The sequence below is a fragment of the Mesonia phycicola genome (assembly GCF_900141885.1).
GTDB lineage: Bacteria > Bacteroidota > Bacteroidia > Flavobacteriales > Flavobacteriaceae > Mesonia > Mesonia phycicola.
In genome coordinates, this window is record NZ_FQYY01000002.1 from 78,031 (window position 1) to 91,492 (window position 13,462).

At 30.9% G+C, this 13,462-nt stretch carries 16 protein-coding genes; 7 read left to right on the forward strand and 9 right to left on the reverse strand.

All coding sequences use genetic code 11. The annotated features are described in order from the left end of the window. Positions 1–7 precede the first annotated feature (7 nt). Positions 8–310 carry a ribosome hibernation-promoting factor, HPF/YfiA family gene (gene hpf / locus BUC03_RS03075; protein WP_073148146.1) on the reverse strand — a complete coding sequence of 101 codons (303 nt, stop codon included), beginning with the start codon at positions 308–310 and terminating at the stop codon, positions 8–10. A gap of 181 nt (positions 311–491) precedes the next feature. Between hpf and BUC03_RS03080 the strand changes: the two genes are divergently transcribed. Further along, positions 492–2,459 (forward strand): aconitate hydratase, encoded by a 1,968-nt coding sequence (locus BUC03_RS03080; RefSeq protein WP_073148148.1) that lies wholly within the window; start codon positions 492–494, stop codon positions 2,457–2,459. A gap of 69 nt (positions 2,460–2,528) precedes the next feature. Here the strand turns inward: BUC03_RS03080 and BUC03_RS03085 are convergent, their stop codons facing one another. After that, positions 2,529–2,933, reverse strand: coding sequence for an arsenate reductase family protein (locus BUC03_RS03085; protein WP_143159129.1), 405 nt, complete (start codon positions 2,931–2,933; stop codon positions 2,529–2,531). Positions 2,934–3,091: 158 nt separating this feature from the next. Between BUC03_RS03085 and BUC03_RS03090 the strand changes: the two genes are divergently transcribed. Beyond that, on the forward strand, positions 3,092–4,204 hold the full coding sequence (locus BUC03_RS03090; protein WP_073148152.1) for a DEAD/DEAH box helicase: 1,113 nt from the start codon (positions 3,092–3,094) through the stop codon (positions 4,202–4,204). 18 nt (positions 4,205–4,222) lie between these two features. Here BUC03_RS03090 and BUC03_RS03095 read toward each other — a convergent pair whose 3' ends face one another. From BUC03_RS03095 to BUC03_RS03105, 3 genes are read right to left on the reverse strand one after another with little or no spacing between them, the layout of a single operon-like run. After that, positions 4,223–5,533, reverse strand: coding sequence for a cryptochrome/photolyase family protein (locus tag BUC03_RS03095; RefSeq protein ID WP_073148154.1), 1,311 nt, complete (start codon positions 5,531–5,533; stop codon positions 4,223–4,225). Then, a complete protein-coding gene (locus tag BUC03_RS03100) occupies positions 5,534–6,232 on the reverse strand; it encodes an SDR family NAD(P)-dependent oxidoreductase (protein WP_073148156.1) in 699 nt (232 codons plus the stop codon). It abuts the gene before it with no gap. A 3-nt stretch (positions 6,233–6,235) separates the two neighbouring features. Then, a complete protein-coding gene (locus BUC03_RS03105; protein WP_073148158.1) occupies positions 6,236–6,700 on the reverse strand; it encodes an SRPBCC family protein in 465 nt (154 codons plus the stop codon). Between the two features lie 141 nt (positions 6,701–6,841). On the opposite strand from BUC03_RS03105, the gene BUC03_RS03110 reads away from it, so the two are divergent. Further along, on the forward strand, positions 6,842–7,687 hold the full coding sequence (locus BUC03_RS03110; RefSeq protein ID WP_073148160.1) for a DUF2911 domain-containing protein: 846 nt from the start codon (positions 6,842–6,844) through the stop codon (positions 7,685–7,687). Positions 7,688–7,755: 68 nt separating this feature from the next. On the opposite strand, the gene BUC03_RS03115 is transcribed toward BUC03_RS03110, so the two are convergent. After that, positions 7,756–8,583 (reverse strand): OmpA/MotB family protein, encoded by an 828-nt coding sequence (locus BUC03_RS03115; protein ID WP_073148162.1) that lies wholly within the window; start codon positions 8,581–8,583, stop codon positions 7,756–7,758. A 200-nt stretch (positions 8,584–8,783) separates the two neighbouring features. Between BUC03_RS03115 and BUC03_RS03120 the strand changes: the two genes are divergently transcribed. Next, the gene (locus tag BUC03_RS03120; RefSeq protein ID WP_073148164.1) at positions 8,784–9,431 is read left to right on the forward strand and encodes a hypothetical protein; all 648 of its coding nucleotides are present in this window, start codon (positions 8,784–8,786) and stop codon (positions 9,429–9,431) included. 17 nt (positions 9,432–9,448) lie between these two features. Here the strand turns inward: BUC03_RS03120 and BUC03_RS03125 are convergent, their stop codons facing one another. Continuing rightward, positions 9,449–9,703 carry a hypothetical protein gene (locus tag BUC03_RS03125; RefSeq protein ID WP_234971593.1) on the reverse strand — a complete coding sequence of 85 codons (255 nt, stop codon included), beginning with the start codon at positions 9,701–9,703 and terminating at the stop codon, positions 9,449–9,451. Positions 9,704–9,862: 159 nt separating this feature from the next. Between BUC03_RS03125 and BUC03_RS03130 the strand changes: the two genes are divergently transcribed. Further along, positions 9,863–10,372: a DUF4251 domain-containing protein gene (locus BUC03_RS03130; protein WP_159432694.1), complete on the forward strand. Its 510-nt coding sequence runs from the start codon at positions 9,863–9,865 to the stop codon at positions 10,370–10,372. Between the two features lie 287 nt (positions 10,373–10,659). Here the strand turns inward: BUC03_RS03130 and BUC03_RS03135 are convergent, their stop codons facing one another. Both BUC03_RS03135 and nfsB read right to left on the reverse strand, forming a co-directional pair. Next, positions 10,660–11,490 carry a DUF4437 domain-containing protein gene (locus BUC03_RS03135; RefSeq protein ID WP_073148168.1) on the reverse strand — a complete coding sequence of 277 codons (831 nt, stop codon included), beginning with the start codon at positions 11,488–11,490 and terminating at the stop codon, positions 10,660–10,662. A 19-nt stretch (positions 11,491–11,509) separates the two neighbouring features. Further along, a complete protein-coding gene (gene nfsB / locus BUC03_RS03140) occupies positions 11,510–12,169 on the reverse strand; it encodes an oxygen-insensitive NAD(P)H nitroreductase (protein ID WP_073148170.1) in 660 nt (219 codons plus the stop codon). A 239-nt stretch (positions 12,170–12,408) separates the two neighbouring features. Between nfsB and BUC03_RS03145 the strand changes: the two genes are divergently transcribed. Beyond that, positions 12,409–12,741, forward strand: a complete 333-nt coding sequence (locus tag BUC03_RS03145) for a winged helix-turn-helix transcriptional regulator (protein ID WP_073148173.1) — start codon at positions 12,409–12,411, stop codon at positions 12,739–12,741. A gap of 52 nt (positions 12,742–12,793) precedes the next feature. Then, positions 12,794–13,408, forward strand: coding sequence for a hypothetical protein (locus BUC03_RS03150; protein ID WP_073148175.1), 615 nt, complete (start codon positions 12,794–12,796; stop codon positions 13,406–13,408). The last annotated feature ends 54 nt before the right edge of the window (positions 13,409–13,462 follow it).

The following is a 13,462-nucleotide window of genomic DNA, read 5'->3' on the forward strand; positions in this document are numbered from 1 at the left end:
TAAGAGATTAATGGGTTTGCATTTTCTCTTTCTTTTTTTGTAGTTGTGTTTTTAAATCGTTAATAGTTTTAGAAACAGCTATTTCAAAATTCTCTTCATTAGAAGAAGCAAAAATTCTTGGTCCAGGTACACTTAACTGTATTTCTGCAATTCTTCCTTTATCTTTAGAGGTAGAATTTTCTGTTTTAAAAAATACTTCAGCACTAATTAAAAATTCATATCTATCTTTTAATTTGTCAAGTTTAGTTTTTGTAAATTCTTCTAAACGCTCGCTAGCACTTACGTGAACATAATTAAAATTGGTATCCATAGTTATTTATTTAAGTTTATTGAAAGATACAATTTACAATGCTGTAAACCTATTTTTTTAATATGCTTTTAGCAATTTTCTCTTTAAAAACCCGTAAACCTAAAAGCTTGTTAAACTCCCTGTAATTGCTGATAAGATTTTTTAAATTAAAAGAAAAAATTAACTAAAAACTAAAAGAAAAATGTCAGCCTTAAACGTTACTCAAAAACTTATTAAAGATCATTTAGTAGAAGGAGAGCTAATTCCTGGTAAAGAAATAGGAATAAAAATAGATCAAGCTCTATTACAAGATGCAACAGGTACCTTAGTGCAGTTAGAATTAGAAGCTATGGGGCTCGATAGAGCTAAAACCGAAGTAGCTGTACAATATGTAGATCATAACTTATTACAAACAGATTTTAAAAATGCAGATGACCATTTATTTTTAAAATCTGCAGCTCAACGATTTGGTTTATGGTTTAGCAGACCCGGTAACGGTGTAAGTCACCCCGTACATATGGAACGTTTTGGCAAACCCGGTAAAACCCTAGTAGGGTCCGATAGTCATAGTTGTGCTGCTGGTTCTTTAGGTATGTTGGCTATTGGTACAGGTGGTTTAGATGTTGCTTCTGCTATAGCAGGTCAGCCTTACTACGTAAAAATGCCAAAAGTAATGGGCGTGAAACTAACTGGTAAATTACCAGATTGGGTAAGTGCTAAAGATATTATTTTAGAAATGCTTCGTCGTCATGATGTAAAAGGTGGTGTGGGCAAAATTATTGAATACTATGGTGAAGGTTTACAACATTTAAGCGCGATGGATCGTCACGTGATCGCCAATATGGGAGCAGAATTAGGTGCAACTACCACCGTTTTCCCAAGTGATGAAGAAACTAAACGCTTTTTAAAATCGCAAACCAGAGAAGATGATTGGGTAGAGTTAAAAGCAGATGAAGGTTGTGAATATGATTTGCACGACGAAATTATTTTAGATGAATTGGTGCCATTAATTGCTTTGCCAACTAGTCCAGGTAATGTTGTGCCTGTGAGTGAAGTTGCTGGTAAAAAAATAAGTCAATGTGTGGTAGGTTCTTCTGCTAATCCTGGTTTAAGAGATTTTTGGATTGTGGGTGAGATTGTAAAAGGAAAATCTGTAAATGCAGAAGTAAGTTTAGATATAAATCCTACTTCTAGACAGATTATTCAGAATATGATAGATATTAAAACCTTCGGAAATTTAATTACCGCAGGAGCACGTTTTCATCAAAGTGGTTGTATGGGTTGTATTGGTATGGGGCAAGCACCCGCAAGCGGAACGATTAGTTTAAGAACGATGCCAAGAAATTTCCCAGATCGTAGCGGTACTAAAGATGATCAAGTACATTTATGTAGTCCAGAAACTGCAGCAGCTTCAGCATTAACAGGAAAAATTACCGATCCTAGAGATTTAGAAAAATTGTATGATATGAAGTATCCTGAGTACGTAGATCCAGAAATTCATATTATCAATACAGATATGCTAGTGGCTCCGTTAGAAGATAATAAAAGTGTAGAATTACAAAAAGGACCTAATATTAAGTCGCTTCCGCATATAGATAAATTAAAAGATTCAGCAGAAGTTCCTGTTTTACTAAAAATGGGAGATAATATTTCTACCGATGAAATTCTAAAAGCAGGAGCAGAGGTTTTACCTTTTAGAAGTAACCTTCCAGAAATTAGTAAGTATGCCTTTACGGTAATAGATGAAACTTACTACGATAGAGCTATGCAAACCAAAGATCAATTTGGCGGACATATAGTGGTTGCGGCAGATAATTACGCACAAGGTTCTAGTAGAGAGCACGCTGCTATTGCGCCAAAATACTTAGGTCAAATTGCGGTAATAGCTAAAAGTTATGCCAGAATTGCTTGGCAAAATTTAGTGAACTTCGGAATACTACCTCTAGAGTTTGAAAATAACGATGATTATGAAAAATTTGAACAAGGAGATACAATTAAGCTGAAAAATCTTCGTGATGCCGTAAAAAATAGAGAAACAATTCAAGTGGAAATTGTTAAAGAAAATGGCGATTCTGTAACTATCCCAACCAAACATACCTTAAGTGATAGACAAATTAGAGTTTTATTGAAAGGAGGAATTATTAATGAATTTAAAGAAAAGTTGAGCTAATCTGAATTTCTTTAAATTAATAAAGCCTGAATATAATATTCAGGCTTTTTTTAGGATTCAATTTGTTATTTATGGTTGTGGTATTTCCCCTGTATCGGTATCAAATAAAGGGTTTAAATCGCTCAACAATTTTACTTGCACAGCTCTGTTACCTCTTACGCCAATAGGGAAAACTAAAGTTTCTGGATTTTTAACAAGTACTTTAATAGCACTATTTTCATCAAAATCTACCGGATCATCACCATACAACTCTTTAAAAATAGGATGGTCTTGATTAATCAATTTATCTACAGTAACCCCTAACATTTCTGCAAGTTCTGTCCATTCTGTTCCTGTAAGATTACTTTTCAGTAAATCTACAGGTAAGACTTTCAAGTCAGATGATTCTGCTCTCGCTCTAATCTTCTTACCAAGTTCACTTTTAGAATCGTAATATACGGTTAGCTGTCTTTCATTTTTGGCTAGTACTGACATATTTTTTCTTTTAAATTTTAGCATTTACTATAAAGTAAACTCAATAGTTTTACATAGAAAAGTTTTTATCATTTATTTAGCACGTTAGAGAAGTTGTTATATTTTTTCTAACCTTAGTAATTATAAGCGTAACTTAGCAGCCTAGAAAAAAAGAATTTATGAGTACTTTCCAAAAATTAGGAATTAGTAAAGATTTTATAAAAGGTTTAAATGAGTTAGGTATTGTAGAACCTACTCAAATTCAGAATGAAACTATTCCTGTTTTATTAGACAAGCCAACAGATTTTATTGGTATTGCACCTACAGGAACAGGTAAAACTGCGGCATATGGGCTACCTATTCTTCAGCAAATAGATATAGAAAATAAAGTAATACAAGCACTTATTTTATCTCCTACTAGAGAATTGGCTCAGCAAATTAAAAAACAGCTGTTTAAGTTTACCAAATACATAGATGGTAAAATTTTTACGGAAGAGGTTTATGGGGGTGAGAAAATTAATATTCAGATTAATAATCTAAAAAGACCTACGCATATTGTAGTGGCTACTCCTGGTAGATTATTAGATTTAATTGAAAGAGGCTCATTAGACCTAAAGCATATAAAAACACTTGTGCTAGATGAAGCAGACGAAATGCTAAGCATGGGCTTTAAAGAGGATTTAGACAAGATTTTAAAATATACCGGACAAACAAAAAATACGTGGTTATTTTCTGCTACTATGCCAGCTGAACTAAATCAGCTTATTAAAAAATACATGTCTAACAAGGCTATTAAAATTGAGCCTAACAAAAACTTGGTGAACACCAATATTACTCACCAATACATTAATACTAGCTTAAAAGATAAAGATGATGCGTTGATCCAATTGTTAGATGGAAGAAAACAAGAACGTGGTATTATTTTTACTAGAACTAAGGCTGGAGCTCAAAAACTGACTAAAACCTTGAAAGAAGAAGGTTTTTCTGTTGAAGCGTTAGAAGGAAATATGCAGCAACGTGACCGAGAAAAAGTAATGCGTGGCTTTAAAAAGGGAATTACTCAATTTTTAGTTTCTACAGATGTTTCTGCAAGAGGTATTGATGTAAATAATTTGGCTTTTGTAATACATTACCAATTACCAGAATCTTTAGCTTATTACACACACCGAAGTGGTAGAACAGCAAGAGGAGGGAAGTCTGGCGTTTCTATTGCTTTAATTTTACCACAAGAAATTGCTCAGATTAAAGAATTACAAAAAGAATTAGGCATTACTTTTATTGAAAAGAAATAAACAAAAGCAGTAAGTAAACTAATTACTTACCGCTTTTTTGTAGACAGACAAACAACGTTCCCGAGCTTCTTTATGGTCTACCATAGGCTCGGGATATTTATTGGTACCATATTCTGGTATCCATTTTTTTATATATTTTTCTTCTTTATCAAACTTTTCTTTTTGAGAAGTAGGGTTAAATATTCTAAAATAAGGAGCTGCATCTACACCGCTACCAGCAACCCATTGCCAGTTACCAACGTTAGAAGACATTTCATAATCTAGTAGTTTTTCAGCAAAATAAGCTTCTCCCCATCGCCAATCTATTAAAAGGTGTTTACATAAAAAACTCCCCACAACCATTCTTACACGGTTGTGCATTAATCCAGACTCGTTAAGTTGCCTCATTCCTGCATCTACTAAAGGGTATCCTGTTTTACCTTCTTTCCATTTTTTAAATTCTGCTTCTTTATTTCTCCATTCAATTCTATCATATTTTTTTTTAAAAGCTTCTGTTACCGTTTCTGGATAATGATAAAGAATTTGCATAAAAAACTCTCTCCAAATTAATTCTTCTAAAAAAGTTTCGTTTTTAACTTGAATGGCTTTTTTTATCATTTTTCTAATACTAACAGTACCAAACCTTAAGTGCGTACTTAAATATGAGGTAGCATCTTTAGCAGGCAAATTTCTGTTTTCATCATACTCTTTCATTAAGGTTTTAGTTAGAGTATAATCTGGCACTTCTATAGAAGACTTTTTAAATTTTATGTCTGATAAACTTAAATTAGGTAGTCTTGAGTTTTTTATTAAATTTTCTAAATAATCGTTGGTATAAAATATTTTGAGTTTATCTTCTTTAAAATTACTTTTCCAAGTTTTCATGTATGGCGTGTAGACTAAATAAGGGTCTCCATCTTTTTTTACAACCTCGTCTTTTTCAAAAATAACTTGATCTTTGTAGGTATGCAATTCAATTTTTTCTTTTTCTAATAAATCTGAAATTTCTTGATCTCTATCTTTTGCATAGGGCTCGTAATCTCTATTAGTAAAAACTTCAGCAATAGAATAATCTTGAAGTAATTGTGCAAATATCTCTTTAGGTTTACCGTAATATATGGCAATAGAACTCTCATAGTTTTCTTGAAGTTCTTTGCGCATAGTCTGTAATTGTTGGTGTATAAAATTTACCCTAGCATCATCTTCTGGTAAATCTTTTAAAATTTCACTATCAAAAATAAAAATAGGTATTACAGGGTAATCACTCTGTAATGCTTTATAAAAACCAATATTATCGTCTAGTCTTAAATCTCTTCTAAACCAAAAAATATTATATTTTTGAGTATTCATTTATTGTAAGTTTAAAGTAGACAAACCTCCGTCTATGCCTATTACTTGTCCGGTTATCCAACTACTTTCTTCTGTTAGTAAAAACTTTGTAAGTTTAGCTATATCTTCAGGTTCTCCTATTTTTTTTAATGGATGGCGTTGTGCCATTTTGGTGATTTTTTCTTCTTTATTTAATAATTTTTCTGCTAAAGATGTATTGGTTAGAGAAGGAGCTATTACATTCACACGTATTTTAGGAGCTAACTCTGCAGCTAGAGATTTAGCAAAACCCTCTATAGCACTTTTAGATGCTGCCACGCTAGTATGAAACGGCATACCTGTTTGTGCTGCAATGGTACTAAAAAACACCAAACTAGCTTGATTAGATTTTTTTAATTTATCTAATAAACCTTGAACTACTTTAACTAAAGATATAAAATTGAGTTGTAAATCTGTCTCAAAATCTGTTGTTTTCAACATTTTAAAAGGCTTCAAATTTATACTTCCAGGAAAAAAAGCTAAACCATCAATTATTTCTGGTAAATCAAGAGTAGAAATATCGTCTTTTAGTACATCAAATTCTAAGTGCGTAACATTTATATTTTCTAAATCTCCTTTAGATCTCGATGCTACAATTACCTTGTATTCTTCATTTAATAATTTAGCAGTTGCTAAGCCAATTCCTTTACTTCCGCCTATAAGTACTATATTTTTCATCAATTTCTATTTATAATCTCCAAATAATTCAATTAACTTTTTTTGTCTATACGCAAATATTTCTTCTAGCTTATTTTTTACAATAATCGGGTGTGCAATTCTGCCTAACAAACCAAAAGGCAATTTGTAATGGATGATATCTTCCATTTCTATACCGCCCTCAATTTCTTTGATAAAATGCTTGTGATGCCATAATGCGTACGGACCAAAACGTTGCTCATCTACAAAATATTCTCCTTCTTTTACGTGTGTAATTTCTGTAACCCATTTTGTTTTAATACCTGCCACAGGAGTGACAATGTATTGTATTACTTGCCCTTGATACATTTTTCTGTCTGCTCCATCTAAAATATCAAACCCCATATAATTTGGAGTAATTACTTTTAAATTTGCCGGATCTGATAAAAACTCCCAAGCCTGAGCTTTTGTAATTGGCAGTTTTTGGTACTTATGTAGTTTATAAATTTTCATAAGTTAAAATTACAATATATTTTGTTTAATAAACTAGCTTAAAAGTTAAACAAAAGTTATTGTTTTGAAAAATATAATTTACAAAATAGGGGGAAATACATTATTTTTACTCACTAATTAAAAGATCAATATAATTCTATTATGAAAAAAATTATTTCTTTATGTTTATTGCTTTTAGCAGTAATTACCCTACAGGCTCAAATTCAAACTCCACAGCCTAGTCCACAAGCTAAAATTTGGCAAAAAGTTGGTTTAACAGATTTTACGGTAGAATATTCTAGACCATCTATGAGAGGTCGTGAAGTTTTTGGAAATTTAATTCCGTTTGGTAAAACTTGGAGAACCGGAGCTAACGAAAATACAACCATTACTTTCTCTACAGATGTTACTATAGACGGTAAAAACTTAACAAAAGGGACTTACGCTATCTACACCGTACCAACTGCAGCTAATTGGGAGGTGATATTTTACAAAAAAACAGATAACTGGGGTTTACCTAAAGAATGGGATGCTTCACAAGTAGCACTTTCTATAAAAGTAGAAACTCAAAAAATGCCAATGACTATGGAAACTTTTACTATAGTTATTGATGAGTTAACTAATGACTCTGCGATGGTAAACTTTCTTTGGGAAGAAACTGTAGCTGCTTTTAAAGTAAATGTACCAACAGATGCTATTACTATGAAAAGTATTGAAGGTGCTATGAACGGACCTTCTGCTAGAGAATATTACAATGCAGCTAGTTATTATTATGCAGAAAATAAAGATTTAAAACAAGCTTTAACTTGGATGGAAAAAGCAATAGATATGCAAGAATCTGCTCCTTTTTACATGTTGCGTAAAAAATCTTTAATTGAAGCTAAATTAGGAAAGAAAAAAGATGCTATTAAATCTGCCAAGGCTTCTTTAGAGGCTGCAAAAAAAGCAGGAAATGCAGACTACGTGAAAATGAATGAAGATTCTTTAAAAGAATGGGGAGCTAAATAATTATTTAACTTCTATATACAAAAAAGGGAAAGCCATTGGCTTTCCCTTTTTTTATTAACTATATAAAATTACTCTTCTAACATTGCCAAAAACTTATCTAAGTTTGGTAAAATTAAAATACGAGTTCTTCTGTTTTTTTCTCTTCCTGTAGCTGTAGAGTTGTCTTCTAAAGGCATATAACTACTACGTCCAGAGGCAATTAATTGTTTACCATCTACACCATACTTATCTTGTAAAACTCTTACAATAGAAGTTGCACGACGTACACTTAAATCCCAGTTATCTTCTAAATAAGATTCTTTTTTAATGGTTTGGTTATCTGTATGCCCTTCTACTAATATCTCCATAGATGGTTCAGATTTTACTACCTGTGCAATTTTACCTAATAATTTATGAGCTTTAGAGTTTACCCAGTAACTACCACTTTTAAACAATAATGCATCAGAAATAGTAATTTGCACTACCGTTTCTTCTACATTAATATCAATTCCATCGTCGTCACCTTCATTTAAAGACTTAGTTAAATTATAAGAAACAGCTAAATTAATAGAGTCACTTAAAGTTTTTGCTCCACTTAATTTTTCTGAATCTACATTTTGAAGCGTTCTACGCATTGCTTCTTTAGACTTGGTAGACATTGCGGCAATGTTATCTACCATTTCTAATTTATTATCATTCTCTTCTTGTAGAGAGTTGATTTTAGAATAGTAATTAGAAACTTTTTCTTGAATTTGTGCATACTTATCTTCACATTCTTCTTTGTCTACTCTGGTTTGCATTAACTCACTTCTGGTGTCATCTAATTGAGTTTCAATTTCTGTATACTTCTTTTTAGATACACAAGAACCTAGTAAAAGGCTTAAAGAAACTGCAGAAAGCATCATTGCTTTTTTCATAATTTATTTTTTTTGATTTATAAGAAGCGAAGTAATGGGTTTAGATTCTTAAATTTTGTTTGAGAAACCTTATTTTTTTGTTAAAACTGTAATTTTAAAAAAAATTGGAAGTCTTTAAATTTAGGTGATGGCAAGATTATTGATTTTAAGATTCAATAATAAATTTAAAGTTATTACTTTCGTTAATATATAGTTATTCTATGAAAAACTTCTTTTTATTAATTTTCGGAATTTGTAGTATTTCAGCTTGGGCACAATTAGATAGTCCAACCACCACCACTACAGGAAATTCTATTAGCACCCCTAATGAAATTAGTACTACTTCTAGAACAGCACCTAGCTTAAGTCAAAAAAACAATAGTTTTTACAAAAGACCGCAAACTGCAAGATTAGAAGATAAAGAAGAGAAAATTGATATTACAGAGAACGAAGGTTTTATTGATCCAGAAATAAATTTTGATCCTAAATACTTAAAGCAGGAACCAGAAAATAAAATGGACGATAAGTTTAAAGAAAATCAATATTTAGGTGATTTTAAAACTACTAGCGGACAAATAAAAATTATATGTAGAGATCACCAAGCGGTAGATGGAGATATGGTAAAAGTTTACCAAGATGGGGAAGTAGTTGCTCCAAAAATTTACTTAGAAGGTAAATACAAAACGGTTTATTTAGAGCTAAAAAGTGGCTTTAATAAAATTGAAATAGAAGCTCTAAACCAAGGGCAATCTGGACCAAATACTGCAGAATTTAAGGTATTAGACGAAAGTGGAAATATTATAAGTTCTAATATTTGGAATCTAGCTACAGGATATAAAGCTTCTTTTATTGTAGTAAAAACAGAATAGAGTAGTGGCTACCTTTTTTACTTTTTTTCACTTTTACTTCTAGTAATTACAAAGTAAGCTACGTAAAACCAGCTGAAAAAAGCATGAATAATTGCCCATAAAATAGACTTGTTTCTTTCCCAAGAAGCAATTGCAGCTATTGTAGATCCAATCCCAATTCCGTTATTAATTATTGTAGATTTAGAATCATATTCTGTAGTGTGACAATACGCATCTATTGCTACAAATAGAACTAAAATTATAGTTAAGTAGTATTTCTTTATATTTAACATTAGCCTTAAAATTATATGTTGATTAAGTATTTATCCTTGAATTACAACTAGTCTTATTGTTAAAAGAAAGAATAAAATTAGCTGTTTTTTGTTAATCTGAATACAAAAATATGTCTATAAATTATATTTAAGCTTATTTTAATGATTAAAAATCACGTTATGGAGAAATCTTTTTATAAAAATCTGTTTTTAATTTCTCTAATAGCTGCTTTTATATTTGGCTGCAGAAGTAGTAAAACCGAAGAGCAAAAAGTAAAAGAAAATACAGACCTACAACAACTAATTAATAAATCTCATTTTATCATTGAACACCAATGGATGAAACCTTTGCGTGTACAACAAATATCTATTACTAATAATGATAACTATATTAAAATGTATGGTGATAGTATTAGTGTCTTTTTGCCATATTACGGCGTTAGACAATTTGGAAATAGCTACGGAAGTACTGGCGGAATTGAAATAAACGGTACCTATAAAAACCTAAGCGTAAATTATGATAAAGAGAAAGAAATCAGCATTTCTTTTGAAGCTAAAAATCAATCTGAAGCATATCAATTTAACTTAACCATTTATCACAACAAAAAAGTAAATACCTACGTAGTTTCTAACCAAAGAGACAACATTAGTTACCAAGGTTATATTTCTATGTTAGATTCTATTCAGTAGAATATATTTCAGGAGATAAGATTTACTCTTCACAAATTTCCGATTACTGATTTGTCAGTATAACTTATTAATAGGCTTTTTATAGTAATACAATTATCTAGGGTAGTTTCTAAAATATTCTATTTTACATAATATAAATTATAGTACAAATATATAATATGAATAAAAGAGCGCACACATACGTAGTATTTTACATAATTTTGCTGATATACTGAAAAAGCCACACAGAATGCATTTAACATTTGGTGGCTTTTTCTGCTATTAATCAATCAAACTAAACTCAGGGTTTATTTTATTTTGAACTTCCCGTTTGAACGAATATAAATTACGGTCTCGATCTCTGTGCTTAATAAAGGTTCTGCACCTTCTTCCGCACCAAAATAAGAACCTATTTTTAATATGTTTTCGTCATCTTTTTTAGAAAATTGATGAGTTACTTTGCCAGAAATAACAACAGCTCTAAAATTTGGACTTAAATTTTTAATTTTACCCTTGAAACCAGCAGGTAATTTTAAAAGTGTGGCACGAAGTTGGTTTTTTTCGTGGCTTCCCCATAAAAATGCAGTTTTTACATTACTTTTTTCTGCAATCCATTCAATATCGTTAGCATTTAACCAAACTAAATTGTTTTTATCTACATTTATTGGTCTTTCGCCATTATCAAAAGCTTCCGATGTTGGTTTCACTAAATATGGCCCTTCTTGTATATCTAAAAACGCCATATTATCTTCTGCATCTGCAGCTGTAATATGTGCTTCGCCAGCAGGTTGTTGCCAGTACGAACCGGCTGGCAACCATTGTTTTTCGGCGTTTTCATCATCATTATGTAAAAATCCTTTAATCACGACACCACGATACGTGATGTTGTGAATATGTGGTGGCGAAGAAAATCCTTTTTTAAATTTCACTAAAAAACCTGCAGGCTCGTTTTTAGTTCGGTCGCCCCAGAGTTTTCCTGCAGCCGGACTTTTATCGCCTCTCAACGGATTTAACCAACCCCATTCTACATTTTCTGCAGTAACAACTTCGTTTATAGATTTTGCTGGATCTGTAGTTGGTGTTTGGGCACTGACTCTAATTGCTAAGAATAAGAAGACAACCATTATAAATTTTTTCATCACTATGGATTAAAATGATTTATATTTCAGTAAAAATTTCACTTTCCGGCAATCTAGATTTTGGTGTTTTATCTGTGGTGTTAAAGTCAGATTCTGCCCTGTAACCTATAGAAACTGCAACTAAAGCTGTAAATCCTTTTTCTCTTAACCCGAATTCATCATCTAAAGCTTTAACATCTATACCTTCCATTGGTGTGGCATCAATACCTAAAGTTGCAACACCTAATAAAAAGCTTCCTATGTTAAGATATACTTGTTTTTCCATCCAATGATTTAAATCTTTTAAATCGTATTTATGAATACCTGCAAACGCTTTAACGGCACCTAAAAATCCGTTTTTAATGTCTTCGTTGGGAAATCTTCCATTTTTATCTTCGGTGTCCGCAATGTGTTGGTAATAATCTTCATCTGCATCTGTTTTTGCACAAAAAAGCACAACAGCTGAAGCATTGGTTACTTTAGGTTCATTAAAATGGAAAAAACCTTGTGTTCCTTTTGCTATACGTGCTTTTCCTTCTTCAGTTTCAGCAATAATAAAATGCCAAGGTTGTAGGTTGACACTTGATGGGCTCATTCTTAATAGGTTTTTGACTTCAGCCATATCTGCTTCAGATATTTTTTTTGTTGGATCAAATTCTTTAGTAGTGTATCTCCAATTTAATGTTTCTTTTAAACTCATTTTTAATTGATTTTTATTATAGTTTTAATTTATACTATCAAAAGTATAGTTGCAAAAATATTGGTAGTTTACATTCTGTGCAATAACGGTCATAAATGATAGTATAAAATTTAATGGTTATAACATCTGATAATACCAGTGATAATAGGTATTTATACAAAATGTTAAATAAACTATAAAAAGTATAGTTGTGTAATTAATGATAGTATAATACCTTTGTATAACTTAAAATTAAGTTTATGTATAAATTTAAAGGTAAAGAGTATCCTTGTTGTGCTAGTTTAACAATGGGAGTTATTGGTGGTAAATGGAAAACGGTAATACTATTTCATTTAATTGATGGTCCGCTTAGGTATAACGAATTAAGAAAAGAAATGCCTACAGTGACAGAACGTACGTTAAGCTTACAATTAAAGACATTAGAAGAAGATGGTGTAATTAAAAGAAAAGTTTATACTACTAAGCCACCTTTGAAAGTAGAATACTCCTTAACTGAGTTTGGAAAAACACTAATACCTACCATTAAATCTATTGCAGACTGGGGTGTATTTGTAGTTAATAGCAAAAAATAAATCATAGTTTTAAATCATTTTTAATTTTAACCTCTTTCTATTCTATTAAATAATGAAAAAAATTACACTTTTAATATATATAATAGTTTTAGTGAGTAGCTGTTCTACTTCTAAAATAGAATCTAATTCATGGGTTTCTGAAGATTTTAAACCAAAATCTGTAGAGCGCATGCTTATTTTTGCCAATACAGAAGATACTAGTTTACAAAGCGATTTTGAAAATAAAACTTCGGAAGTTTTAAGCAAAAAAGGTATTACTACGGTTACTATGCACGAGTTGTTTCCGCAGGTAAAATATCAAGAAGACAGATCTCCAGAAGAGATTAATGCTTTTATTGTAGAATGTAAAAATAAGAATATAGATAAAATCTTATTTGCATCTCAAAAATCAATTACCGTAGATACGGTTTTAACTAAGTCTCTTCATAATTACATGAATTCTTTAAAACCATTAGAATTAGGTAAAACTACGTCTAATGAAAAAGTAGAATACGATACTAAAAAAATTACAACCTATACTATTGAAGTAGCGGTTTACAATATTAATACTACTATTAATCACCAACCCATAGCTAAAACCGAAGTAAAAGCTACCAATCCAAAATCTGTAAAAAAATTAAAAGAATATATTATTAGTGATATTTCTAAATTATTTGATTTTAAATAATTTGACTCAAGCAATATAAATAATTACTTTAAGTGTAATTTGGTTTTTATTTTT

Excerpts from the sequence above, each read along its gene's own strand:
- BUC03_RS03150 (WP_073148175.1), top strand. The coding sequence starts at position 12,794 with ATGAAAAAAATTACACTTTTAATATATATAATAGTTTTAGTGAGTAGC.
- BUC03_RS03135 (WP_073148168.1), bottom strand. The coding sequence starts at position 11,490 with ATGAAAAAATTTATAATGGTTGTCTTCTTATTCTTAGCAATTAGAGTC.
- BUC03_RS03110 (WP_073148160.1), top strand. The coding sequence starts at position 6,842 with ATGAAAAAAATTATTTCTTTATGTTTATTGCTTTTAGCAGTAATTACC.
- BUC03_RS03145 (WP_073148173.1), top strand. The coding sequence starts at position 12,409 with ATGTATAAATTTAAAGGTAAAGAGTATCCTTGTTGTGCTAGTTTAACA.
- BUC03_RS03105 (WP_073148158.1), bottom strand. The coding sequence starts at position 6,700 with ATGAAAATTTATAAACTACATAAGTACCAAAAACTGCCAATTACAAAA.
- BUC03_RS03085 (WP_143159129.1), bottom strand. The coding sequence starts at position 2,933 with ATGTCAGTACTAGCCAAAAATGAAAGACAGCTAACCGTATATTACGAT.
- BUC03_RS03095 (WP_073148154.1), bottom strand. The coding sequence starts at position 5,533 with ATGAATACTCAAAAATATAATATTTTTTGGTTTAGAAGAGATTTAAGA.
- BUC03_RS03120 (WP_073148164.1), top strand. The coding sequence starts at position 8,784 with ATGAAAAACTTCTTTTTATTAATTTTCGGAATTTGTAGTATTTCAGCT.
- BUC03_RS03125 (WP_234971593.1), bottom strand. The coding sequence starts at position 9,703 with ATGTTAAATATAAAGAAATACTACTTAACTATAATTTTAGTTCTATTT.
- hpf (WP_073148146.1), bottom strand. The coding sequence starts at position 310 with ATGGATACCAATTTTAATTATGTTCACGTAAGTGCTAGCGAGCGTTTA.
- BUC03_RS03130 (WP_159432694.1), top strand. The coding sequence starts at position 9,863 with ATGGAGAAATCTTTTTATAAAAATCTGTTTTTAATTTCTCTAATAGCT.
- BUC03_RS03115 (WP_073148162.1), bottom strand. The coding sequence starts at position 8,583 with ATGAAAAAAGCAATGATGCTTTCTGCAGTTTCTTTAAGCCTTTTACTA.
- nfsB (WP_073148170.1), bottom strand. The coding sequence starts at position 12,169 with ATGAGTTTAAAAGAAACATTAAATTGGAGATACACTACTAAAGAATTT.
- BUC03_RS03090 (WP_073148152.1), top strand. The coding sequence starts at position 3,092 with ATGAGTACTTTCCAAAAATTAGGAATTAGTAAAGATTTTATAAAAGGT.
- BUC03_RS03080 (WP_073148148.1), top strand. The coding sequence starts at position 492 with ATGTCAGCCTTAAACGTTACTCAAAAACTTATTAAAGATCATTTAGTA.